Origin of the sequence: Stenotrophomonas sp. NPDC078853, from assembly GCF_044901215.1 — a bacterium.
GTDB classification, from domain to species: Bacteria; Pseudomonadota; Gammaproteobacteria; order Xanthomonadales; family Xanthomonadaceae; genus Stenotrophomonas; species Stenotrophomonas lacuserhaii.
In genome coordinates this window covers 172315-195949 of the sequence record NZ_JBJDOQ010000005.1, presented here as the reverse complement: position 1 = coordinate 195949, position 23635 = coordinate 172315, and the positions used below count along the sequence as shown (strand labels likewise).

24 protein-coding genes and 1 pseudogene are annotated in these 23635 nt (G+C 64.6%); 14 read left to right on the top strand and 11 right to left on the bottom strand.

Annotation, left to right across the window (positions count from 1 at the left end; genetic code table 11):
- The first annotated feature begins 3 nt into the window (after positions 1–3).
- The 4 genes from ACI2JH_RS07880 to ACI2JH_RS07865 are packed head-to-tail and all read left to right on the top strand — an operon-like array spanning position 4 to position 4470.
- Positions 4–1227, top strand: a complete 1224-nt coding sequence (locus ACI2JH_RS07880) for an efflux RND transporter periplasmic adaptor subunit (RefSeq protein WP_319275145.1) — start codon at positions 4–6, stop codon at positions 1225–1227.
- Positions 1228–1278: 51 nt separating this feature from the next.
- Complete coding sequence (locus ACI2JH_RS07875) at positions 1279–1968, top strand: ABC transporter ATP-binding protein (protein WP_042613307.1); 690 nt, start codon at positions 1279–1281, stop codon at positions 1966–1968.
- A 14-nt stretch (positions 1969–1982) separates the two neighbouring features.
- On the top strand, positions 1983–3140 hold the full coding sequence (locus ACI2JH_RS07870; RefSeq protein ID WP_042613306.1) for an ABC transporter permease: 1158 nt from the start codon (positions 1983–1985) through the stop codon (positions 3138–3140).
- Between the two features lie 10 nt (positions 3141–3150).
- A complete protein-coding gene (locus ACI2JH_RS07865; RefSeq protein WP_101099529.1) occupies positions 3151–4470 on the top strand; it encodes an ABC transporter permease in 1320 nt (439 codons plus the stop codon).
- Here the strand turns inward: ACI2JH_RS07865 and rarD are convergent, their stop codons facing one another.
- Positions 4471–5373, bottom strand: coding sequence for an EamA family transporter RarD (gene rarD / locus ACI2JH_RS07860; protein WP_404735902.1), 903 nt, complete (start codon positions 5371–5373; stop codon positions 4471–4473).
- A gap of 5 nt (positions 5374–5378) precedes the next feature.
- On the bottom strand, positions 5379–6278 hold the full coding sequence (gene yedA, locus ACI2JH_RS07855) for a drug/metabolite exporter YedA (RefSeq protein ID WP_101099531.1): 900 nt from the start codon (positions 6276–6278) through the stop codon (positions 5379–5381).
- A gap of 196 nt (positions 6279–6474) precedes the next feature.
- On the opposite strand from yedA, the gene ACI2JH_RS07850 reads away from it, so the two are divergent.
- Positions 6475–7743, top strand: a complete 1269-nt coding sequence (locus ACI2JH_RS07850; protein ID WP_404735883.1) for a uracil-xanthine permease family protein — start codon at positions 6475–6477, stop codon at positions 7741–7743.
- A 44-nt stretch (positions 7744–7787) separates the two neighbouring features.
- Here ACI2JH_RS07850 and ACI2JH_RS07845 read toward each other — a convergent pair whose 3' ends face one another.
- The 4 genes from ACI2JH_RS07845 to ACI2JH_RS07830 all read right to left on the bottom strand — a co-directional run bounded on the left by ACI2JH_RS07845 (position 7788) and on the right by ACI2JH_RS07830 (position 12160).
- Complete coding sequence (locus tag ACI2JH_RS07845; RefSeq protein ID WP_404735901.1) at positions 7788–9440, bottom strand: M28 family metallopeptidase; 1653 nt, start codon at positions 9438–9440, stop codon at positions 7788–7790.
- 76 nt (positions 9441–9516) lie between these two features.
- On the bottom strand, positions 9517–10449 hold the full coding sequence (locus ACI2JH_RS07840; RefSeq protein ID WP_404735882.1) for an MBL fold metallo-hydrolase: 933 nt from the start codon (positions 10447–10449) through the stop codon (positions 9517–9519).
- Positions 10450–10536: 87 nt separating this feature from the next.
- Entirely contained in the window at positions 10537–10839 is a 303-nt protein-coding gene (locus ACI2JH_RS07835; protein ID WP_182656454.1) for a hypothetical protein, read from the bottom strand.
- Positions 10840–10870: 31 nt separating this feature from the next.
- Positions 10871–12160 (bottom strand): tryptophan--tRNA ligase, encoded by a 1290-nt coding sequence (locus ACI2JH_RS07830; RefSeq protein ID WP_182656455.1) that lies wholly within the window; start codon positions 12158–12160, stop codon positions 10871–10873.
- Between the two features lie 111 nt (positions 12161–12271).
- On the opposite strand from ACI2JH_RS07830, the gene ACI2JH_RS07825 reads away from it, so the two are divergent.
- Positions 12272–13090 (top strand): hypothetical protein, encoded by an 819-nt coding sequence (locus ACI2JH_RS07825; RefSeq protein WP_404735881.1) that lies wholly within the window; start codon positions 12272–12274, stop codon positions 13088–13090.
- A 66-nt stretch (positions 13091–13156) separates the two neighbouring features.
- Here ACI2JH_RS07825 and ACI2JH_RS07820 read toward each other — a convergent pair whose 3' ends face one another.
- From ACI2JH_RS07820 to rocF, 4 genes are all read right to left on the bottom strand, one after another.
- The gene (locus tag ACI2JH_RS07820) at positions 13157–13378 is read right to left on the bottom strand and encodes a CsbD family protein (protein WP_042613761.1); all 222 of its coding nucleotides are present in this window, start codon (positions 13376–13378) and stop codon (positions 13157–13159) included.
- A 182-nt stretch (positions 13379–13560) separates the two neighbouring features.
- The gene (locus tag ACI2JH_RS07815; protein WP_042613760.1) at positions 13561–13698 is read right to left on the bottom strand and encodes an entericidin A/B family lipoprotein; all 138 of its coding nucleotides are present in this window, start codon (positions 13696–13698) and stop codon (positions 13561–13563) included.
- Between the two features lie 66 nt (positions 13699–13764).
- Positions 13765–13917, bottom strand: coding sequence for an entericidin A/B family lipoprotein (locus ACI2JH_RS07810; protein WP_404735880.1), 153 nt, complete (start codon positions 13915–13917; stop codon positions 13765–13767).
- Between the two features lie 141 nt (positions 13918–14058).
- Positions 14059–14976, bottom strand: coding sequence for an arginase (gene rocF / locus ACI2JH_RS07805; protein WP_404735879.1), 918 nt, complete (start codon positions 14974–14976; stop codon positions 14059–14061).
- 272 nt (positions 14977–15248) lie between these two features.
- Between rocF and ACI2JH_RS07800 the strand changes: the two genes are divergently transcribed.
- The 6 genes from ACI2JH_RS07800 (at position 15249) to ACI2JH_RS07775 (ending at position 20938) form a co-directional block, all read left to right on the top strand.
- Positions 15249–15701 carry a roadblock/LC7 domain-containing protein gene (locus tag ACI2JH_RS07800; RefSeq protein WP_404735878.1) on the top strand — a complete coding sequence of 151 codons (453 nt, stop codon included), beginning with the start codon at positions 15249–15251 and terminating at the stop codon, positions 15699–15701.
- A 76-nt stretch (positions 15702–15777) separates the two neighbouring features.
- A complete protein-coding gene (locus tag ACI2JH_RS07795; RefSeq protein ID WP_182656458.1) occupies positions 15778–16137 on the top strand; it encodes a roadblock/LC7 domain-containing protein in 360 nt (119 codons plus the stop codon).
- Positions 16138–16206: 69 nt separating this feature from the next.
- Positions 16207–17172, top strand: coding sequence for a hypothetical protein (locus ACI2JH_RS07790; protein ID WP_404735877.1), 966 nt, complete (start codon positions 16207–16209; stop codon positions 17170–17172).
- Positions 17169–17705: an ATP/GTP-binding protein gene (locus tag ACI2JH_RS07785; RefSeq protein WP_182656460.1), complete on the top strand. Its 537-nt coding sequence runs from the start codon at positions 17169–17171 to the stop codon at positions 17703–17705. Before ACI2JH_RS07790 ends, ACI2JH_RS07785 begins: the two co-directional genes overlap by 4 nt.
- A 225-nt stretch (positions 17706–17930) precedes the next feature.
- Positions 17931–19100, top strand: coding sequence for a DUF3800 domain-containing protein (locus ACI2JH_RS07780; RefSeq protein WP_404735876.1), 1170 nt, complete (start codon positions 17931–17933; stop codon positions 19098–19100).
- Between the two features lie 1019 nt (positions 19101–20119).
- Positions 20120–20938: a hypothetical protein gene (locus tag ACI2JH_RS07775; protein WP_404735875.1), complete on the top strand. Its 819-nt coding sequence runs from the start codon at positions 20120–20122 to the stop codon at positions 20936–20938.
- A 42-nt stretch (positions 20939–20980) separates the two neighbouring features.
- Here ACI2JH_RS07775 and ACI2JH_RS07770 read toward each other — a convergent pair.
- Positions 20981–21456, bottom strand: a pseudogene (locus tag ACI2JH_RS07770) (DNA-methyltransferase); the annotation flags it as partial.
- 72 nt (positions 21457–21528) lie between these two features.
- Here ACI2JH_RS07770 and ACI2JH_RS07765 point away from each other — a divergent pair.
- Both ACI2JH_RS07765 and ACI2JH_RS07760 read left to right on the top strand, forming a co-directional pair.
- Positions 21529–22506: an integrase gene (locus ACI2JH_RS07765; protein WP_404735874.1), complete on the top strand. Its 978-nt coding sequence runs from the start codon at positions 21529–21531 to the stop codon at positions 22504–22506.
- 257 nt (positions 22507–22763) lie between these two features.
- Entirely contained in the window at positions 22764–23465 is a 702-nt protein-coding gene (locus tag ACI2JH_RS07760) for an NYN domain-containing protein (RefSeq protein WP_404735873.1), read from the top strand.
- The last annotated feature ends 170 nt before the right edge of the window (positions 23466–23635 follow it).

Sequence of the window (23635 nt, the reverse complement as noted above, 5' to 3'; positions counted from 1 at the left end):
CCTATGAACGCCTCTGCTGAACTGTTGAAGGAACTTCGCATCGACCGCAAGACGCCGCCGCCCGCTCCGGGCAGCCGCCGTTGGCTGTGGATCGTGATCATCGTGGTGGTGCTGTTCGCCGCCGCCATCGCGGCATGGCGGCTGCGTCCGCAGGCCATCGAAGTGCAGACCGCACCCGCGGTGGCACTGGGCGAGGCAGGCAGCAGCGCATCGGTGCTCGATGCCAGCGGCTACGTGGTGGCCCGGCGCATGGCGACCGTATCGGCCAAGATCACCGGCAAGGTGCGTGAAGTCATGATTGAAGAAGGCATGCGGGTCGAAGAGGGCCAGGTCATGGCCACGCTGGACCCGATCGATGCCGGCGCCCAGCGCGATCTCTATGCTTCGCAGGTGCAGGCCGCGCGCAGCCAGGTCGCCGGCCTGCAGGCCCAGCTCACCCAGGCCGATGCCGAGGCGACCCGGCTGCAGGCGCTGGTCGGCCAGCAGCTGGTATCGCGCTCGCAGTTCGACCAGGCCGTGGCCCAGCGTGACAGCCTGCGTGCGCAGCTGGATACCGCCCGGCGCAACGTGCAGGTGGCCGGCAACCAACTGGCGATCGCCGACCTGGGCGTGGACAACAACATCGTCCGCGCCCCGTTCTCCGGCGTGGTCACTGCCAAGGCCGCGCAGCCGGGCGAGATCGTCTCGCCGCTGTCGGCCGGCGGCGGATTCACCCGCACCGGCATCGGCACCATCGTGGACATGGATTCGCTGGAGATCGAAGTCGATGTCGGCGAGGCGTTCATCGGCCGCGTACAGCCGAAGATGCCGGTGGAAGCCACGCTCAACGCCTATCCCGACTGGAAAATCCCGGCCGAGGTTATCGCCATCGTTCCCACCGCCGACCGCGGCAAGGCCACGGTGAAGGTACGCGTGGCGATCAAGACCCGCGACCCGCGGATCGTGCCGGAAATGGGCGTGCGGGTGAGCTTCCTGGAACAACCCAGGGCCGATGCAGCGGCAAAGCCGCAGGGCGTGCGGGTGCCGGCCAATGCCGTGGTGGAACGCGAGGGTGGCAGCGTGGTGTTCGTGCTGGTGGACGATGCCGTGCAGCAGCGCAGCGTGAAGCCAGGCCTGGCGTTGAATACGGATCGACAACTGCTGCAGGGCGTCCGCCCGGGTGAGCTTGTGGTGACCAGCCCAGCAGATACGTTGCGCGATGGCAGCAAGGTGAAGGAACAACCGTAGGTTTTCTGTCTGACGGCCAGCGGCCGTCACCAACGCATTCGGAGAATCGGCATGTCGACCCTGGTTTCATTGCGCAGCATCACCAAGACCTACCAGCGGGGCCCGGAGCAGGTGAAGGTGCTGCACGGCATCGACCTGGACATCGAGAAGGGCGACTTCGTGGCGTTGATGGGGCCCTCCGGTTCCGGCAAGACCACCCTGCTGAACCTGATCGGTGGACTGGACTCGCCCAGCGGCGGCGAGATCACCATCGAAGGCGAGCGCATCGACCAGATGAGCGGCGGCCAGCTGTCCACCTGGCGCAGCCACCACGTTGGCTTCGTGTTCCAGTTCTACAACCTGATGCCCATGCTGACAGCACAGAAGAACGTCGAACTGCCGCTGCTGTTGACCCACCTGGGTGCTGCGCAGCGCAAGCGCAACGCAGAGATCGCGCTGACCCTGGTCGGCCTGGCCGACCGCCGCAGCCACCGGCCCAACGAACTGTCCGGCGGCCAGCAGCAGCGCGTGGCAATCGCCCGCGCGATTGTTTCCGATCCCACCTTCCTGATCTGCGATGAGCCGACCGGCGACCTGGACCGCCAGTCCGCCGAAGAGATCCTGCAGCTGCTGCAGCAGCTCAACCGTGAACACGGCAAGACCATCATCATGGTGACCCACGACCCGAAGGCCGCCGAGTACGCGACCCATACGGTGCACCTGGACAAGGGCGAACTTGCCGACGCGCCGCTGGCGCACTGACCGAGGGCACGGCGATGAAGTATTTCTCCCTGGTGTGGGCGCAGCTGTTCCGCAGCCGCACCCGCACCCTGCTGACCCTGCTGTCGGTGGTGGCCGCGTTCCTGCTGTTCGGCATGCTCGATTCGGTGCGCGTGGCCTTCATGTCCGGTGGCAGCGTGGAAGGCGCCAACCGGTTGATCACCGCCTCGCGGCTGTCGATCACCCAGTCGCTGCCGATCCGCCTGGAAGCGCAGATCCGCCAGGTAGCCGGCGTGCGCGACGTCACCTACGGCATGTGGTTCGGTGGCATCTACCGCGACCCCAAGGACTTCTTCCCGAACTTCTCGGTAGCACCGAACTACTTCGACGTCTACGGCGAACTGGAGGTCGCCCCGGACCAGCTCAAGCGCTGGCAGGACACCCGCACCGGCGCCATCGTCGGCGAGTCGCTGGCCAAGGATTTCGGCTGGAAGATCGGCGACACCATCCCGTTGCAGGCCACCATATTCCCGCGCGGCGGCAGCAACGACTGGCCGCTGGAAATGGTCGGCACGTTCCGCTCCAAGGACCGCGCAGTGGCCGGGAACGAGGAGCGGCAGCTGATGATGAACTGGAAGTACTTCGATGAGTCCAACGACTACATCAAGAACCGGGTCAGCTGGTACACCATCACCCTGGACAACCCGGACCATGCCTCGCGGGTGGCCCAGGCCATCGACGCGATATCGGCCAACTCCGACCACGAAACCAAGACCCAGACCGAATCGGCGTTCCAGCAGGCCTTCGTCAAGCAGTTCGCGGACATCGGCATGATCGTCACCTCGATCATGGGCGCGGTGTTCTTCACCCTGCTGCTGCTGACCGGCAACACCATGGCCCAGGCGGTGCGCGAACGCATCCCGGAACTGGCCACGCTGAAGACGCTCGGCTTCCAGGACCGTACCGTACTGGCCCTGGTGATGGTGGAATCGATCCTGCTGGTAGGGTTGGGCGGTGCGATCGGCATGGGCCTGGCGGCGACCATCCTGCCGGTGCTGGCACCACAGACACGCGGCCTGTTGCCACCGCATGTGCCGACCACCACCTGGCTGGTGGGCATTGGACTGATCATCGTGATCGGCATCGTGGTCGGACTGCTGCCGGCGTTGCGCGCCAAGCGGCTGAAGATCGTCGACGCCCTGGCCGGACGCTGAGGACCCGCACATGAAGAACACACTGAAGAAGTGGCTGCTCAACGGCGCGATGCTGGTGGTGCTGGCGGTGGGCCTGGCGGGATGGATCTGGCTGCCGTGGCAGGGCGTGCTGATCGTGGCGGTGCTGGTCGCGCTGTGGCTGGTGCTGACCCGCGGCGGACGGCTCGCGTTGGCTGCCACCCGCATCGGTATCGCCAGCCTGCCGCAACGCTGGGGCGCCTCCTCGGTGATCGTGGTCGGCATCGCCGGCGTGGTGGGCGTGCTGGTGGCGATGCTGGCGATGGGCGCAGGGTTCCAGTCCACGCTCAACAGCACCGGCGATGACACCACCGCCATCGTGCTGCGCGGGGGCTCGCAGGCGGAAACCAACTCGGTGATCACCCGCGACCAGATTCCGCTGTTGTCCACCCTGCCCGGCGTGGCACGCGACGAAAAGGGGCGCGCACTGCTGTCCGCCGAACTGTCGCAGGTGGTCAACCTGGTGTCCCGCTCGGACGGCACCGATGTCAACGCGCAGTTCCGCGGCGTCGGCGAAATGGCCTGGGCGGTGCATGATCGCGTACGCATCATCGAAGGCCGCAGGTTCGCCAGCGGCAAGCGCGAGATGGTGGTGGGCCAGGGTGCGAAGACCCAGTTCCGCGACATGGACGTGGGCAGCACGCTGACCCTGGGCAACCAGGCATGGACGGTGGTCGGCGTGTTCGCTTCCGGCGATGCGCACGACTCGGAGCTGTGGACCGACGTGGATACGCTGGCCACCACCTACCAGCGCGACTCGCTGCAATCGGTGACGGTGCGCACCGACGGCAAGCCGGGCTTCGAGCAGTTCAAGGCCGCCGTCGCCGGCGACCCGCGCCTGAAGCTGGAGGTGGAAACTACGCGGCTGTACTACAGCAAGCAGGGCGGCGGACTGACCACGCTGATCAACATCCTGGGCAAGGTCATCGGCACCATCATGGCCATCGGCGCCGTGTTCGGTGCGCTCAACACCATGTATGCCGCCGTAGCCACGCGGGCGCGCGAGATCGCCACGATGCGCGCGATCGGCTTCCGCGGGCTGCCGGTGGTGACCGCCGTGATGCTGGAGACCATGCTGCTGGCCCTGCTGGGTGGGCTGCTGGGCTGCGCGATCGCCTGGCTGCTGTTCAACGGCTACAGCGTGTCCACCATCGGCAGCAATTTCAGTGCGGTGGTGTTCAAGTTCCACGTCTCCCCGGAACTGCTGTGGAGCGGGCTGAAGTGGGCGCTGGGCATCGGCCTGGTCGGTGGCCTGTTCCCCGCCCTGCGCGCCGCCCGCCTGCCGATCACCACCGCCCTGCGCGAGGTCTGACTAGCGGCGGGCGCGGCGCAGGCCGTCGAAGACGAACAGGCCCAGGCCGATCCAGATCGCGATGAAGCCGGTGGCGCGTGCGCCATCGAAGGGTTCGTTGAAGAAGAACACGCCCAGCACCAGGCCCAGGCTGGGCGCGATGAACTGCAGCACGCCTACGGTGGACAGGGCGATGCGCTTCACGCCGTAGGCAAAGCCGATCAACGGCGCGGCAGTGACCACGCCGCCGAAGACCAGCAACAGGTCGTTGCGCCAGCCCCAGCCCCCGAAGAAGGCGCCGCCGTGGCCGTTCTCGCTCCACAGCGCGAAGCCCAGCGCCGGCAGGAACAAGTACAGGCTTTCCACCGCCAGGCCGGCCACCGGATCGACCGATATCAGTTTGCGCAGCAGGCCATACAGGCCGAACGAGCCGGCCAGCCCCAGCGCGATCCATGGCGGTGCACCGGCCTGCCACGTGAGCCAGCCCACGCCGGCCGCCGCGCAGGCCACCGCCAGCCACTGCAGGCGACGCAGGCGTTCCTTCAGCACCACCACGCCCAGTACCACGCTGACCAGCGGATTGATGAAGTAGCCCAGGCTGGTATCGATCACGTGGCCCGCGTTGATCGCCCAGATGTACAGGCCCCAGTTGAACGCGATGGCCAGGCTGCTGACCGCCAGCGTGGCCAGCGCACGCGGCTGCGCGGCAATCGCTTTCCACCACCGCAGGCGGCTGCTCAGCAGCAGCCAGCCCACCACCAGTACCGTGCTCCAGATGATGCGGTGGGCGATGATCTGGAACGAAGGCACTTCGCGCAGCAGGTGCCAGTACACCGGTACCAGTCCCCACAGCACGAAGGTGAAAGCGGTGACGGCGAAGCCACGGCGCTGTTCCTGCTCCTGCTCCTGCTCGCTGGTGGGCATGGCGCTCACTTGCGCGTCCTCGCCAGTGCCAGCACCAGCACGCCGGACAGGATCACCGCCATCGCCACCAGGTCGCGCCAGCCGAAGTGTTCGCCGTTGAGCAGTACGCCGAGCAGCACGGCGATCACCGGATTGACATAGGCATAGCTGCCGGCCAGCGCGGGACGTACGTTGTGCAGCAGCCACACGTAGGCGGTGAAGGCCACGATCGAGCCGAACACGCATAGGTAAGCCACCGCCAGCAGGCCGTCCAGGCTCGGCAGCGCGGTCGGCCGCTCACCCACCGCCAGTCCGGTGATGACCAGCAGGATGCCGCCGCAGATCATCTGCCCGGCAGCGGTCATGAACGGTCCCGGCAGGTCCTGGCCCCGTACCCAGACCGAGCCGAATGCCCAGCCGACCGGTGCCACCAGCAACAGCACCAGACCGGTCGGCGAGGCCGCCAGGCTGCTGCCTGCGTTGAGCCAGACCACGCCGAGGAAGCCGATGGCAATGCCCAGCCATTCCCCGCGGCTGGCGTGCTGGCCGCGCACCGCCGAGAACAGCGCCATCCACAACGGCACCGAGGCCACCGCGGTGGCGGCCAGGCCCGAGGACACGTCACGTTCGGCCAATACCACCATGCCGTTGCCCAGCAGCAGCATGGTGAAGCCCATGATGGTCAGGTTGCGCCACTGGCGCAGGGTCGGACGCGGCATCTTCCTGAACAACCGAAGCACGGCGTACATCAGGCTGCCGGCGATGATGAAGCGCGCACCGGAGACCGAGGTCAGCGGCAGCACGCCGGCCTGCAGCGCCTTGGCGATGCCCAGGTAGGTCGAGCCCCAGACCACGTAGACCAGCAGCAACGCCAGGGCGACGGCACCGGGACGCGGTGCGGCGGGGGATTCAGGAACGACGGCCATGGGCCACCAGGGTGCGGGGGAAGGAGGATTCTAGGCCTTTGCGGCGCCGCGCAGCAGTCAGGAACGCGGCATGCTGTTTTCGGCGCGCCGCGCATGCTGGCGACGCGTCTCCAGCGGAGCGCGGACAAGGCCTATATCATCCACCCCGCCCCTGCCGACGAACTGGTTGCCGGCGCCTACCCAGGAACTCCCGACGATGCAGGATGAATTCAACGACCCGCTCTGGCGCCAGGTGCTGTCCGGCGCGCAGATGCTGTTCGTGGCCTTCGGCGCGCTGGTACTGATGCCGCTGATCACCGGGCTGGACCCGAACGTGGCGCTGTTCACCGCCGGGCTGGGCACGCTGCTGTTCCAGTTGATGACCGGCCGCCAGGTGCCTGTGTTCCTGGCTTCCAGCTTCGCCTTCATCACCCCGGTCATCCTCGCCAAGCAGCAGTTCGGCCTGGCTGAAACCATGGGCGGGGTGATGGCTGCTGGCTTGGTCTACACCTTCCTGGGCCTGGCGGTGAAGATCAAGGGCACCGGTTTCATCGACCGGCTGCTGCCGCCGGTGGTGATCGGCCCGGTGATCATCTCGATCGGCCTGGCGATGGCGCCGATCGCCGCCAACATGGCCATGGGCAAGGACGCCGATGGGGCGCAGTTGATTCCGTACCAGACAGCGATGCTGATTTCGATGCCGGCCCTGTTGACCACGCTGGTGGTGGCGGTGTTCGGTCGTGGCATGTTCCGGCTGCTGCCGATCATGTTCGGCGTGCTGGTGGGTTTCGGGCTGTCCTTCGCATTCGGCGTGGTCGATGTCGCGCGCATCGCGGCGGCACCGTGGTTTGCCCTGCCACGGTTCACCGCCCCGGCGTTCAACTGGCAGGCGATCCTGTTCATCGTGCCGGTCGCGCTGGCGCCGGCGATCGAACACATCGGCGGGGTGATCGCCGTCGGCAGCGTCACCGGGCGCGACTACCTGAAGAAGCCCGGCCTGCACCGCACCCTGTTCGGCGATGGCGTGGCGACCACCGCGGCGGGACTGTTCGGTGGCCCCCCCAACACCACCTATGCCGAAGTCACCGGGGCGGTGATGCTGACCAGGAATTACAACCCGAAGATCATGACCTGGGCGGCGGTCTTCGCCATCAGCCTGGCCTTCATCGGCAAGTCCGGTGCGCTGCTGCAGAGCATCCCGGTACCGGTGATGGGCGGCATCCTGTGCCTGCTGTTCGGCTCCATCGCCGCAGTCGGCATGAACACCCTGATCCGCCACCGGATCGACCTGGGCGAAGCACGCAACCTGGTGATCGTGTCGGTAACGCTGGTGTTCGGTATCGGCGGCGTACTGGTCGGCACCGGCACCGGTCCGGATGATTTCGGCCTGAAGGGCATCGCGCTGTGCGCGGTGGTGGCGATCGCGTTGAACCTGCTGCTGCCGGGAAACAATCACTGGAAGCAGCCCGGTCCGCCGGTGGTCTGAGGCTGCGGGAGAGGCGTGACGACCAACGGTCGTCACCCACCAGATCAGCGGCGTGCCGCTTCGCTGGCGTCGCGCACCTTGCGGAACTCCGAGCCTTCTTCCCACTGCGGCCAGCTGCGGCCGTTGGCCAGCTCCAGGCCGAGGTCATAGACCAGCAATGTATCGGCAGCGTGGCCGGCCGGGTCCCAGCTCGGGGTCCATGCATCGCAGGCCTGGTGGTAACAGTCCTTGAAGTATTTCTCGCGCAGCGCACGGCCGGCTTCGATGCCACCGTCCAGCTTGTCCAGCCCCGGACCGATGGTGATCGCCGGTACGCCCAGGCGGGCGAACGCGAAGTGGTCGGCACGGTAGAAGAAGCCCGCTTCCAGGTTCGGATCCGGGCTGTAGCCGCGGCCGCGGGCCTTTGCCACGCGCTCCAGGTCGCCTTCCAGCGATACCCGACCCTTGCCCCACGAGGCGATGTCACGGGTCGCGCCATCCGGGCTGAACATCTCGATGTTCAGCACTGCGGCCGTCTTTTCCAGCGGTGCCAGCGGGTGCCTGGCGTAGTAGCTGGCGCCGAGCAGGCCCTTCTCTTCAGCGGTCAGCGCGACGAAATACAGCGAACGCTGCGGCTGCGGGCCGGCGGCGAAGACGCGGCCCAGTTCCAGCACCGTGGCCACGCCGGTGGCGTTGTCGATGGCGCCGCGTCGCACGCGATCCCCCTTCGCATCAGGCTCGCCGATGCCGAACGCATCCCAGTGGGCAGAGAAGATCACCGCCTCGTCGCCGTGCTCGGCACCGGGCAGCTTGGCCACTACGTTGCGGGTGACCACCTCTTCACGCTTGAGCTTGAAGGCAGCACTCAGGCGGGCGTTGTCCAGCGGCACCGGCTTGAAATCGGCGCGCTGCGCCTTGCGCTTTTCCGCCTCGAAGTCCAGGCCGGCATCGGCGAAGATCGCCTCGGCCAGGGTGCGCTGCATCCAGCCACGCAGTGGCGTGTGCTGGGCCATGGCTTCGTCCCGGCTGCGCTGGATGTCGAACAGCGGCGAGGTGCCCGAGCTCTTCACCGTGGCCCAGCCATAGGCCGCCGGCGCGGTCTCGTGCACGATCAGCACGCCTTCGGCACCCCGGCGCGCGGCCTCTTCGAATTTGTAGGTCCAGCGGCCGTAGTAGGTCACCGCCTTGCCATCGAAGGCGCCGGGTGCGTCGGTCTCGAAGTCAGCGTCGTTGATCAGCACCACCGCGATCTTGCCGCGCAGGTCCACGCCCTTGTAATCGTCCCAGCTGCGCTCGGGCGCATCGATGCCATAGCCGATGAACACCAGCGGCGCATCCTTGATCTGTACCCGCGCGCGCGGCTGCAGGCTCTGCAGGGTCACGTCCGCGCCGTTGGCGAGGGTGCGCTTGCCGCCCTTCAGCGACAGCGTGGCGGTGGCCGCGCCGTCCAGCTGCGCGCGCACCAGCGGCACCGGCTGCACCCAGCTGCCGTCTACGCCGCCCGGCTGCAGGCCGTAGCTGCGGAACTGCTCGATCAGGTACTGCACCGTGCGCTCTTCGCCTTCGCTGGCCGGTGCGCGGCCTTCGAACTCATCGGAGGCCAGCACGCGCACGTGGCGCGACAGCGCCTGCGGATCGATGCCGCCGCCGGGAAGATCATTGGCCGCATGTGCAAGGCCACCGACGAACAGGCAGGACGACAACAACAGCACGCGCATCGGGTTCACGGATCACCGGGGGACAGGGAAACAGGGATGCCCTGAGTGTACGTGACAGCACGATGACGCGGAATGATCAGCGCCGTCCGCGGTCCAGCCAGCACGCCAGGCCCTGCGCATTGAGCTCGATGTCCATCGCCAGCACCGCAGCTACCGCATCCTGGTCCAGCGCACAGCCATGCGCCAGCGCGCGTTCCAGGTACAGCGCGCGCAATGCCGCAAGCAGATGGCGATGGCGGTCCGGGCGGCCGTCGCACTGGCGCCCGATCGCCACCATCGCGTCGATCTGCTCGAACAGGTCCGCAGCGCGCGCTTCCACTGCGTCCACCCGCCCGTAATGGGTGAGGTACATGGCGACGGGCTGGTAAGCCAGCATCCGGCGGATGGAGTCCTTCAACGGCTCGGGATCGAACTGGACCGGTGAAGACGTGGGGATGATGAAGGCCCCCTGCGCACTGTCCAGTTCGCGGTAGGACAGACCGAAGGTATCGCCGGTGAACCAGCTGCGGCTGCGTGCGTCCCACACGCAGTAATGGTGCTGCGCATGGCCGGGCGTGTGCATCAGCACCAGCGCGCGCCCGGCCAGGTCGATGCGCTGGCCATCTTCGGCCACCACCACCCGCTCTGCCGGAATCGGCTCGATGCGACCGTAGCTGCGCGCGATTTCCTCCTCGCCGTACACCGCCGTGGCACCGGCGATCAGCCGTGCGGGATCGATCATGTGCGGCGCACCGCGCGGATGCAGTACCGCGCGCGCATTGGGCAGGTGCTGCATCAGCGTGCCGGCGCCACCGGCGTGGTCCAGGTGCACGTGGGTCAGCAGCAGCCAGTCCACCGCCTGCGGTTCCAGCCCGGCATCGGCCAGGGCCTGCAGCATCGCCGGTACCGCCAGCGAGGTGCCGCAGTCGATGAAGGCGGCACGGCCGTTCTCCACCACCAGGTAGGCCGCGTCGAAGTCGGCGCGCTGGAATCCGGTATCGATGGTGTGGATGCTGGGATCGGCGGTCATCGACGCACACCTGGCAGGATCAAGGACAGATGCCCATGGTAGGCGCGCGGGCGAAGGCGTTCGATGCGGCTTTGGTCGAGGGCTGCGTCAGGGCGCGCGCAGCAGCCAGCGCGGGCGCAGCAGCAGCGCGGCCACCATCACCGCCAGGAACGCGCCGTAGGCATACAGCACCGCCAGCACCTGCGGCCAGACAGGGCCGGCATCGGGCTGGGCCCGACCCAACTGGAAACCCCAGTGCATGGAAAGCACGCTCAACACCAGGGCAAGCAGCAGCGCGACCGCATCGAAGGCACGCCGCCGCGGGCAACGCGGCTGGCGTGGGTAGCACCAGAACAGCCCGCCGAGCAGCATGAACCAGGGCAGGAACAGCAGCAGCGACAACCAGGCCATCAGCAGATCCTCGGTTGAAAGGGGTCGCCCGTTATCCGGCGTCGCGCAGGGTGGCCAGGGCAGCCAGCACGGCGTCCACTTCGGCTTCCAGCGTGAACAGTTCGCTCTGCAGCGCGTCGCCCTGTTCGGCCTGCTTGAGCACGGCGATCAGCTGCCCGGCGTCGCGCGGTGAATCAAAGCCCGCACTCTGCACCAGCAACGTGCCTTCGCCGTCGGTGAGCTTGAAGTAGAACCGGCCGTCCTTCTCGCGGTACTGCTTGAACACCGGCGGTGCGCTGCGGGCCAGTTCGGCGGCGGCGGCCTTCGGCACGTCGGCCAGGTCGCGCAGGCCTACCGCATGGCGCAGCTCCTTCAGCAGCGGCACCGCGTACTGTTCGCGCAACTGCTGGCCGCGCCGGCGCAGCAGCGCTTCGATCTTCTCCGGTTCGGCCATCAGCGCTTCGTAGCGCTCGCGCAGCGGCGACAGTTCGGCATCGATGCGCTCGAACAACTGCTGCTTGGCATCGCCCCAGCCGATGCCCTCGGCGAAGGCCCTGGCAAAGCCGGCGGTCTGTTCCGGCGTGGCGAACGCCTGGTACATCTGGAACAGGGCCGAGCCTTCGGTGTCCTTCGGCTCACCCGGCGCACGCGAATCGGTCAGGATGGAGAACACCAGCTTTTTCAGCTCTTCGCGCGGGGCGAACAACGGAATGGTGTTGCTGTAGCTCTTGCTCATCTTGCGGCCATCCAGGCCTGCCAGCGTAGCGACCTGTTCGTCGATCACCACCTCCGGCAGCGGGAAGTACTCCTTGCCGTAGACGTGGTTGAAGCGCTGGCCGAAGTCGCGGGCCATCTCGATGTGCTGGATCTGGTCACGGCCCACCGGCACCCGGTTGGCCTTGAAGATCAGGATGTCGGCGGCCATCAGCACCGGGTACATGAACAGCCCGGCGCTCACGCCGGCGTCCGGGTCCAGCCCCTCGGCCTCGTTCTTGTCGATTGCCGCCTTGTAGGCATGCGCACGGTTGAGGATGCCCTTGCTGGCGACCACGGTCAGGAACCACATCAGTTCGTTGGTTTCCGGGATGTCGCTCTGGCGGTAGAACCACACCTGTTCCGGATCCAGCCCGCAGGCCAGCCAGCTGGCGGCGATTTCCAGCGTGGAACGCTGGGTGCGCGCCGGCTCCTGCGCCTTGATCAGGCTGTGCAGGTCGGCCAGGAAGAAGAAGCTCTCGATGCCCTGCGCACGGCTGGCGGCAATGGCGGGGCGGATGGCCCCGACATAGTTGCCCAGGTGCGGGGTGCCGGAGGGGGTGATGCCGGTAAGGACTCGGGTGGTCATGACTGCTCGACGGGAAACTTTCGGTGAACGGCTGCAGTTTACCCTTGCTGGCGCAACCCCGTCGGCCCCGTTCGGGCGTTTGCGCAGTAGACCCCGCCGTGGAGAATCCGGATGAAGCGCCTGTTGCTGCCCCTGTTGAGCGTTGCCCTGCTGGCCGGCTTCAGGCCGACGCCGCCGATGATCACCCCACCCCCCTCGCGGATCGCGAGTGGACCGGTATTGCTGACCCTGCTGGACCGCGATACCGGCGGGCTGCTGCCGCAGTACGCGCACGACGGCCAACGCTGGACCCCGGGCGAGCACGGACACCGGTACAGCGTGCGCCTGCGCAATGCCAGCCCGCAACGCGTGCTGGTGGTGCTGTCGGTGGATGGCATCAACGCGATCAGCGGCGAGCAGGCCACTCCCGACCAGACCGGTTACGTGCTCAACCCCTGGCAGACCACCGACATCGCCGGCTGGCGGAAGTCCAACGATGAAGTGGCGCAGTTCGTCTTCAGCAGCCCGCGCGACAGTTATGCCGAACGCACCGGGCGCGGTGACAACCTGGGCGTGGTCGGCATCGCGGTGTTCAACCAAGCCAATGCCGTGCGCTGGGAGCATCGGCCGGCCACGTCGCCGCGCCGCGCCGCGCCTGCCCCGGCCGCAAGCCAGGATGCCGCCAGGAGCGAGTCGCGGGTGATGGCCGAATCCGCGCCGGCGCCGGTGCAACGGCTGGGCACGGGACATGGCGAACGCGAGGCCTCAGCGGTGCGCGACACCGCCTTCGAACGCGCGACGTCCGCTCCGGCCCAGGTTACCCAGCTTCGCTACGACAGTGCGCGCAACCTGCGCGCGCGTGGGATCGTTCTCGATCGTCCCGCGCGTGTCCCCGAGCGCGAGCCGCAGGCCTTTCCCGATCAGTACGTGCCCGACCCGCCGCGTCGCTGAGCCTGGATCACCCATAAAAAAACGGGCCGCGAAGGCCCGTTTTTCTACCGGTTTCAACCGCCCGACTTACTTGAAGTCCGGGTAGTCCTTGCGCAGCGAGGAATCGAACTCCTTGACCTGCCTGTCCGCTTCGTCGCGGGCGATGCCGTAACGTTCCTGCACGCGGCCGGCCAAGTATTCCGCGTTACCTTCGGCAACATCGAAGTCGTCATCGGTAAGCTTGCCCCACTGCACCTGGGCCTTGCCCTTGAGCTGGGTCCACTTGCCGGAAATAATGTCTTTGTTCATGTGCGTTGGCCTCTTGATGAAGTGCGTCATGTTTACCGCATCTGCAGCATGCGTCATCGGATGTTGGGCAGCAGTCAAGCACAGATGAAACCACTGCTCATCTCGTTGAACGGATGCCATCGCGCAGGCACAAAAAAGGCCGGGAAATCCCGGCCTTTTCATCACTGAAACGCTTGCGCGGATCAGTTGCCGCGGGCGGCGTCTTCGACCTTCTCGCCAGCACCCTGCACGTCCTTGCCGGCACCGGCAACGGTATTGCAGCCGGCCAGCATGGCGACCGAGAACATCGACAGCAGCATCAGGGAAATTACACGCTTCATAGGGACTCTCCAGTTTGATTTAAAAAACCACCGCGGCCGCGGTGCAGACGGCGGGAAAGCCGTTGATCAGCACTTGCCGTCCTTGCATTCCTGCGCCGTATCGTGGACGGCCTCGCCTGCTCCCTGCATGTCCTTGCCGGCTCCGGCAACGGTATTGCAGGCAGTCAGCGAACCAGCAGTACACAGCGCCAGCAGCAGTACGGAAATAATGCGTTTCATCGACTTCTCCTTCTCAGGTCACGGCGCCCGGAACGACCCGGGCGTGCCGCGTGAAGTGCAATCTGGCGCGCGGCGCGTGGAGCGAGTGTGAACGAGCAGTTGATCGGTTCATGTGGGCCAGCGGGACGCCGCAACTGGCCCTCAATCGCGCATCAGCGTGGACTTCCCGAACAGGCTCTCCACCAGGTCCACCGCCAGCTTCGCAGTGGCGTTCTGGTTGTCCAGCAGCGGGTTGAGTTCGACGATGTCCAGCGACCCCATGCGCCCGCTGTCGGCGATCATCTCCATCACCAGCTGCGCTTCGCGGTAGTTCACCCCGCCTGGCACTGTCGTGCCCACCCCGGGGGCGATGCTGGGGTCGAGGAAATCGACGTCGAAGCTGACGTGCACGTGGGTGTTGTCGTCGATTCCGGCGAGGGCGGCTTCCATCGTGCGCTTCATGCCGGCCTCGTCGATGTAGCGCATGTCATACACGTCCACGCGGTGGGTCTTGATCAGCCGTTTCTCTTCCGGATCCACCGAGCGGATGCCGATCTGGCGCACCTGCGAGGGCAGGATCGCCGGGGCGTCACCGCCGAGCCGGGTCAATGCATCCGGGCCAAGCCCGCACAGGCAGGCTACCGGCATGCCGTGGACGTTGCCGGACGGAGTGACATCGCTGGTGTTGAAATCCGAGTGCGCGTCCAGCCACAACAGGCGCAGCTGCTTGCCCTGTTGGCGGCACCAGCGCGCCACGGCGGTAACCGAACCGACGCCCAGGCAATGGTCACCGCCGAGCATGATCGGCATGCGACCGGCGCGCAGCTCGGCCAGGCTGGCCTCCATCAGCACGCGGTTCCATTCCACCACCTCGTCCAGATGCCGGTAGCCCTGCACCGGCGCAGTCCACGGGTTGCGCGGTCCATCCAGGTTGCCCAGGTCACGCACGTCCACGCCGCGGGCAATCAATGCTTCGGCCAGGCCGGCAATGCGCAACGCTTCGGGGCCCAAGCGTGCACCGCGATCGCCGGCGCCGATATCGGTAGGCACGCCAATCAGCGAGACAGGTTGATGCGACATGGAGACCTCGTTCTGGACAAAAGAAGCAGTCTAGCCAGCGCACCCGGCGTGTACTCGCGGCGGTGCAGCAGGCGCGATGTCCGCCGCACCCACGTCATCGGTCTGGTCCGATGGAATTCCATGGGCGTCAAACACTTGACACGCCTGCAAGGTGAAGATCCATTACGAAAACGGTCAGATATACTGTGCTACGGTTCACACTTTCGACCCTCCGCGGTTGATAGAAAAGCATCGCCCTGGGTCGTACCGACCCAGGTTCCAGGGGGAAACCAGTGCAGCGCAGTGCCATCAACCAGATCGTTCGCAGCGCGACCGGCGAAAGCCTACCCGCGCGCCATCTTTACGATGCGTCCCGTATCGAAGACATCTTCCGCCAGGCGCGCGAACGCGAGTCGGGCCTGACCCTGCTCCTGCTGTCCACCGCCGATGGCCGCGCGGTAGCCGAGGATTCGGTGCTGGGCGTGGACGGCCGTCGTTTGGCTGCGATGGCCAACTCCTTCCTCACGCTGGGCGAAACGGTATCGCGCGAGTTGTCGCTCAGCGAAGCCGAACACGCCACCGTGTGCACCCGCCAAGGCAACGTCGTGCTGATCCGGGTCAACGCGGACAAGCCGATGACGCTCACCGCAGTCGCGGCGGTGGAGGTCAACCTGGCCGTGCTGCTGTTCCATGCGCGCGAATGCGCCGCCAAGCTGGAAACCGCGCTGCGCGCCCGCGCCGCCTGATCGTAGCGCCTTTGTTTTTTCACCTTGCAGGCCTTGCTGGCCTGTTTCCCTCTGCACGACCCAAGAAAGGACGACTGTGTCTAAGCTCAACCTGGAAAACCTCAATACGCTCGCCGGCTTCGTCGGTGCCGCGCTCGTCGACAGCGACAGCGGCATGGCGCTGGCCATGACCGGTGGCGGCGACATCAACCTGGAACTGGCTGCGGCCGGCAACACCGAAGTGGTGCGCGCCAAACGTCGCGTCGCCCAGCAGCTGGGGCTGTCGGACACGCTGGAAGACATCCTGATCACGTTGAGCTCGCAGTACCACCTGATCCGCCCGCTGGAAAGCAATCCGATGCTGTTCCTGTACGTGGCGCTGGACCGCAGCCGTTCGAACCTGGCGATGGCGCGCCACGAACTGAAGTCCTTCGAAAAGACGCTGGACTTCAGCTGAGCCGCGCTCGCCCCACGCCCGCCGTCGTTGCCTGACGCGGGCGTGGCCGGCGACCTGCACTGACCGCCCATGAACACACCGATACGACATTTCCGGGTCGCCCACGCCGGGCTGGACCTGCTGCACGGTACCCGGCTGAAACTGGCCTGCTCGCTGTTGCTGGCCGAACGCATGGATATCCGTCTGCAGCCGTGGAGCGGGGAGCAGGCCGATCTGCTGGTGGTGGGCGGCGATCCGTCGGCCATGGCCGTCCTGCAGCAGCAAGCACGCACCCAGGGCGTGGCGACGCTGCGCATCGTGCGTGGCGCGACGGCTGCGACGGGCGTGCTGCCGCACGGCGCCAGCGTGCGTGACATCAACCAGGCACTGGCCGGGCTGCTGGCCACCGTGGGCGAAGCGCCGGACCCGGCAGCGGAACAACCCGCGCAAGCGGGCACGCCGCTGCTGCTGCGCGCGATGCAGTCAGGCGATGATGCCAGCCTGTACCTGCTGCAGCGTGGCGCTACGCGGGTGGTGGTGGATACCGCGACGCGCAGCCTTGCACTGCCGGTTGGCGCGTCCCTGTCGGAGATCGTGCCGCTGCTGGATGACCTCACCTGGTCGTCGACGGCGCTGGACATGGACACTTTCCAGCATCAGTACGTGTACCTGCTGCCGCGCCGCCATTCGTTCGAATCGCTGTATTTCTGCATCGCGCGTCATCGCCCGCAGCTGCTGCCGGCGGTCGCCGCGGGCACCTCCCTGCAGCTGCTGCATTGGCCCGACCTGGACCACCGCGATGTGCCCGCCAGCTGGCTGCTGCCCATCGCACGCCTGCATGCCGCGTCGTGGACCAGCACCGCGCTGGCCGCGGCGAGCGGTTTGCCGCACGATACCGTGCAATTCCTTTTCTCGGCTGCTGCCAGCAGTGGCCTTGCCAAGCACCAGGAGAACGCCGTGCCCCCCTCAGCGCGCCCCGCGGGCCTTCGCGACTCACGGTTCCTGACCTGGGTCGCACGTCGATTCGGACTGGACCTGCAGGCGGGTCGCGCATGAGCGGTCCGGCCAACAAACTGGTGTTCGTCGGCGGCATGGGCGCGGGCAAGACCACCGCGGTGCGCGCGATTTCCGATGTCGAACCGATCAGCACTGAAATGCCGCTGAGCGAGGACGCCACCGCCGACAAGGTGGAAACCACGGTGGCGCTGGATTACAGCTCGATCGAACTGGACGACGGCGAACTGCTGCACCTGTACGGCGTGCCGGGACAGCGCTACCTGGATTTCATGTGGCCGATGGTGTGCGAAGGCGCGCTCGGGGTGATCGTGCTGGTCAGCGCCGGATCACCCGACCCGGTCGCCACCACGCTGGAACTGCTGCAGGAGTTTTCCCGCATCGCGCCCGATGCCAGCCTGGCGGTCGGCGTCACCCGCACCGACGAGCACCCGCAGCTGTTGATTCCCACCGTGCGCGATGCCCTGTTTGCTGCCGGCTTCCGCGTTCCCGTACTGCGCGTTGATGCACGCTCGGCCGCGCAGGTGACCTTCCTGGTGCGCTCGCTGCTGTCGCACCGCTACGCCGATTCCTGAGTACGGGGTGTCGTCGCCTGCGGGGGCGGCGGCTGGGCATTGAAAGATGGTGCCGCTTATCCGAATCGAACGGATGACCTACTGTTTACAAGGTAGCTAAACTAACTTTAAAAATCATGGGCTTGGCCACGTTATTTTTACCTAGTGCATGGCGTGAAACCATTGCAACTGAAGGACTGCCGAGCTAATTTTACCGGACGAGACTACTCACGCAATGGACTGCCGATGTACTTCTATGTAGACGAGTCAGGGAACACTGGAAATGATCTTTTCAACTTAGATCAGCCAATCCTAGGCTATGGCGTCGTTAGCACCGTACACAACTTGGATCAAGCGGGCAGCCAACTCCATCGCGAGATGCTTGCGATGGCAGACCGTACCGATCTACACGCCAAAAATATGCGCTCAGCGGGCATCCAAGCGATAGCACCGCTGCTTATCAAGCTTCATGACGATTTGGAACTAGCCTTCGACTTCTACTTTATCGAGAAGCGGACCTTAGCGGTGGTACTTTTCTTCGACGCTGTGTACGACGCTGGTCTCAATCCTGCTGTGATGTGGCACAACTACTGGACGCCCCTACGATTTCTTATCGTTGAAGGGCTCTCTGATGTCATGGATGAGAGCTTGCTCCGGAGTGCGTGGGATCTATGCACCTCTAGAGATGTACAGTCGAGAGCCGCGGACATCGTAGCCTTGCTCGGAAAAGTGCAGGCGAGGATATTGGATACCGATTGGGACGAACGCAGCAAAGAGGCCTTCATACAGCCGCTTTGTTATGGAATTTCGAACCCGCTCTCGTTGGACTTTGGCCGACCTGATCGAAAGCTTGTTTCACCTAATGCGGTCGGCTTTCAATTTGTGACGACATCAATCGGAAGAAGGCTCAGATCCAAATCGCTGAGGGACGCGACAGCCATCGTGGTCGATCGGCAAATTGAGTTTAACCAAGCACAGATCGAGACTCACCGGGCGCAAAAAATAATGCGGGACGGGATGAACAATGCATCCCCCGTAGAGCGACAGCAACTGCTAACTCATCCCCTCTATACCCATCTGGACGAGGATGAAATACTTGGTCTATCCATACCGAGCCAAGACCTCCATATTTCCAGTAGCAAGGACTCGATCGGCTTGCAGATCGTCGATCTCTATCTGTGGATCGCGCAGCGGTTTTTCACTCAGCGTTTAGACGATGCTCTGCTTCCCCTAGCCTCCTACCTGTTCAAGGAATCCAACTACGACAGCATCAGTCTAGGGGGCATGGAAAAACGCTTTCACCGCTACATAGAATCGATGCCATCGCCTTCGCAGTTCAGTGATGCCGATATCGCTGAGGCGAAAAAAGCCGTCGAAGCTCATCGGAGCAAATTCCGTAGCAGCGGTCCGCCCTGACGCGTGGTGGTGTCCAGGCGCGCCGTACGACTCGCAGGCGGCACCGTTCCATACGCATGCCCTAACGGCGCAGCGGACGAGTACATGCCTCCATAGACGTGATCACGGACTTGTTGGCCCGCTGGTGCTGTTGCTTTGAGCACGCGTGGGCGTCCCTCATCAACTTGTCTATGACTTGCATCCCAACGATAGGATCGCCGACCTGGCCACCCCGACGGATCCTGCGGCCAGCGATCACTGACGCTGGCCAAGCGGGTGATCAACCGCACTCGCAAGGTGAGCGTGAGAGTGCGTGGAGCGCGACGGTGGGGGCGGGGCAGCTTCCCCGGCCTTTTAATGGCGAATATTTGGACGACCATCGGAAATAGGTAACTTAGGTAATCACTCACCCATGACCCCCTATAATTACTTATAAATCATATATTTATATCAATATATCAAAGGTAATTTTTGGGTAACGTCGAGGTAACCTGATTACCTTTTGGCGAGGTAACCACCCCACAAAAAAAATCCTTTCAAATCAATTGCATTACCCCCAACCGGATACGGAATTACCTCGAATTACCTGAGCAGGTAATCTGGCGCATCCCTTGGGGCATCTAGCTCTCGTGCACATTTCAGCGGCCTGATTACCGGGTTACCTGGTTCCCGTGGGTCTCCAAATAATTTCGGTTGGCGGGGTCATCGCTCAAGCCGCGCCAGGGGGCTCAGGAATGGCCCCTTTGGCGCAGGGTTCCGCAGGGTCCGGGCAGGCATTCGGGGCGCCGTGAGCAGCTGCTGCGGCGGCCCTCGCCGAGAGACGCAGGGTGCGGAAAAACAGGGGTAAAAAGACCGCAGGCGTGGCGGGGAGACGAGTGCGCGCGCAGGGGTCTGGACCGCCCCGCCCGTACGGCCGAGTGTCGCTTCGTATGGTGTGCCGCTCTGGTCGGTCCGTGATGGCACGGTGCCACCCGACCGGGTCGCCAACGCCTGCCTGCCTGCCGGCGCTATGCTCCGTGGCTCGGAATGGATCACTGACGATGGATGAACTGCAAGAAGCGATAAAGCGTGCGATTGATCAGACACGATCAGCCGCACGCACACGCCCGACGGCGACCCGGGGAAGCTTGGTTGCTATCGCCACCGATGCGCAGGGCTTCGTGGAAGAGGCACGCGCCGCGCTGTCGGATGGTGGCGGGGGGCCAAGGACCGAGCGTCGCCTGGTCGCTGGCGCGCTGCTCGTATACGCACTCGACATTGCGTGGTCGATCTGCCACATGCTGCGCACAGAGCCAATCAAAACGCACATGGTGACGCTCACGCTTTGGCGGCCACTGCTTGAGACATGGCTGCGCGCCGCCTTCTTCGAAGTGGAAGCCACGGACGACGAAGTGAGCGCGTTCCGGACCGCCGGCACCATCCCTATGCGTGCCTGGCCGAGCAGGCCGGGAAACCTGGTCGACCTGAGTCCTCGCCTAATCGCAAAGCTGGTGGCTCCGACGATCTGTCCGCAGGAACCGGCCTTGATCGCGGCGCTCGCCGATGAGGTGAAAGACTGGCACGGGTTCGTTCACGGCGGCGACATCATCGTCGAATTGTTTGATGGCGGTGACACCTTCGAACCCCAGGTGGGACCCGATGCGATGGCCCTCAAGGTTCAGCGCGTGGCCGTAATAGCGTTCCTGTCTGGCATAGTCGGGATATCCCTTTCTTCTCGCGAACGCGGCGATACGGAATTGAGTCCGATTGCCCTGGCATTGACGCGCAAGATTCGGGAGTTCCAAGAGCGGTGGCCGCAGCATATGTTCACAGCACCGGCAGTATCGGAACCTGGCATCGGGGCTGGTCGCTCAAAGTAAAAGAGCCGCCCAAGGACGGCTCTTTGGTCTACTTGGAAGTGGTTACGGCGTCAGCAGCCGCGTACGCGCTACATCATGGTAGTGGCCGGTCATCTCGATTCCCGTCCAGCTGTGGCCCTCAAGATCCGCGGCGACCAGAGTGGTACCGGATCCAGCAAAAGGATCGAGGATCCGCCCGCCCTCTTCGCAGATCCTCACCAGCTGCCGCATGAGGTCGGTGGGCTTGCCGGTCATGTGATGCTTGTCGGCCTTTCTCACCGGCTCACGGATAACGCCGGGCAGCACCGACGCGCGCCGCCCCAAAGGCATGTTGCCCTTGCTGCCCCACACCACGTACTCGGCCTGATTTCGGAAGCGCCCCAGCTGGGGTCGCACACCCTCGGTTTTGTCCCAGACCGCCACACCTCGCCAAGTGAACCCGGCGCACTGCAGGGCGTCGGTGGTGAGCGGCAGCTGTCGCCAGTCAGTGAACAACAGCACGGGGGCGCCATCTTAAGCACGCGGCTGCACTCGGCCACCCGGAAGGTGCCGGGCAGAGAAAGGAAACAGTGGCGGGCCGAAAGGCCCGTCAATCGGATCTGCACGCGATCATGGAAAACAGGGTCGAAGGCGATGCCAGCGGGAGCCTGGTGCAACTGACAAAGCTGTTCAAGCGATCGAGCGAATACAAGGCACTAGGCATCAAATCCCGTCAGGGATATGACTGGCTTGCTGATGCAGCATGCACCTACGTGCTCAAGGATGGGCGTACGCTCGGCCATCAGCAGGTGGCTCACCTCACAGTGCCTATCATTCAGCGCGTGGTTGAAACGATCGCCATGGGCCGCCCTGCAGCAGGGAAGCAACCGGAGCTGCCGGCCACCCCGTCGAAAGCTAGTCGCATCGCTCAGTACCTGGGCCGACTGTTTGCGTGGGGCAACCGCCAAGGACACTGCGCGAGCAATCCTGCCAGAGGGGTGCGCAAGGTGAAGGAGGTCGGTGCACATCGCATGCCTGACCACGATGCCTTTGCCGCCGTTCTTCAGTTTGCCCGCGAGGGTGCGTCGAAGAAGGCACACACCACCGGCAGCGCACCGCCCTACCTTCCTGCGGTGATGGTGCTGGCCTACACGGTGCGTCTGCGCGGTATCGAGGTGGATACGCTCACCGATGCAGAGATACTGCCCGAGGGAATCCTAAGCAACCGGCGAAAGGGCTCCCGCGACAACATCACCCGTTGGACGAAGGATCTGCGCCAGGCCGTGGACTGGCTGCAGGCTTACCGAAGCGAACGGATGGTCGCTCATGGTCGACCGGTGCCTATCAAGGCCGGGGAGCGGCGACTGCTGGTGTCCGAATCGGGGACGCCACTCACGAAGTCCGCCCTCGACACTGCGTGGCAGCGGATGATAAAGCGCGCGATCGCTGAAAGCGTGATCACAGAGGCGCAGCGGTTCGCCCTGCATGGGCTCAAGCACCGAGGCATCACCGATAGCGACGACAAGTCTGCTGGCGGACACCGCACGGAGGCGATGAGGCAGCGCTACGACCATGAAGTCCCGTTCGTAAAGCCGCCCCGGCCTCGGTAAAAATGACTTGTCTAATGCATTAGGTTAGGGCCAGTTACAATGCGACCCGTACCATGTTCCCCGGAAGTTGCGTCTCATCGTCCTAAATATGTTGGCCCATCGTTCTATTTGTGGCGTGTATCGCTAGCGTATTACATGTGTAACGGGCATATAATTGGGTCACCACTCCTCCTTTGTCGCGCCATTAGGTTGGCTCCACGGCTTAGGACGAAAAAACCGCCGAGAGGCGGTTTTTTCATATCTGCAGGATGCATGTGATGCGCTTAGCAACCGCGGTCTATATCGACGGCTACAACTTCTACTATGGGCGGATCCGTGGAAGCGCTCACAAGTGGCTCGACATCGTTGGCCTGTTCGACTACCTGCTAAATGACCAAGATCCTGATAGTGACCTCCAACACGTCCACTATTTCAGCGCCCCTGCATTAGGACGATTCGCCACACACGGCGAGCCCTCTGTGATCGCACAACAGACTTACCTGCGAGCCTTACAGTTCCTGCATCCAACGCGACTGGCAGTGACCATGGGCAAGCACAGTCACGACAAGCATGGAACCCTGCTTCCTGAGTACGTGGAAGGCCACCCATACGATCGAAACAGGCGAGTTCGGGTGTGGAAGCTCGAAGAAAAACAGACCGATGTGAACTTGGCGTTGTCGATGTACCGAGACGCGGCGTCTGGTGAGTATCAACAGCAAGTTGTCGTTTCGAATGACAGCGACGTGGAGCCCGTACTAAAGTCCATCAGGGCGGATTTTCCCGGGATCAGGCTGGGCGTAGTCACCCCTCGACCTCCCCCTACACCAGGCCAGCCCACTGGCCGCGCAGTGAGTTCATCCTTGTCTGCCCAAGCTGACTGGACGCGTGCCTATCTTCTAGATGCCGATCTTGAGCGCGCGCACCTGCCCCCGCGCGTGCATACGGGAAAGAAGCCAATCAACAAGCCTCCCCATTGGTGAGCCCCGTCCCAGCCGGCGCTCGGCAAGTGCTCTGCAAGGAGAACTATCTTGGCCGTGAAACCACAAAAACGTGACTAATTTTACCGTCAATTTTACCGGTGGCCGGAAAAAGGCCAGCACCCCCGCTGGCCTTTCTGGTTTCCGAGGCTGTTTTTAAGGGGTTTTTGACT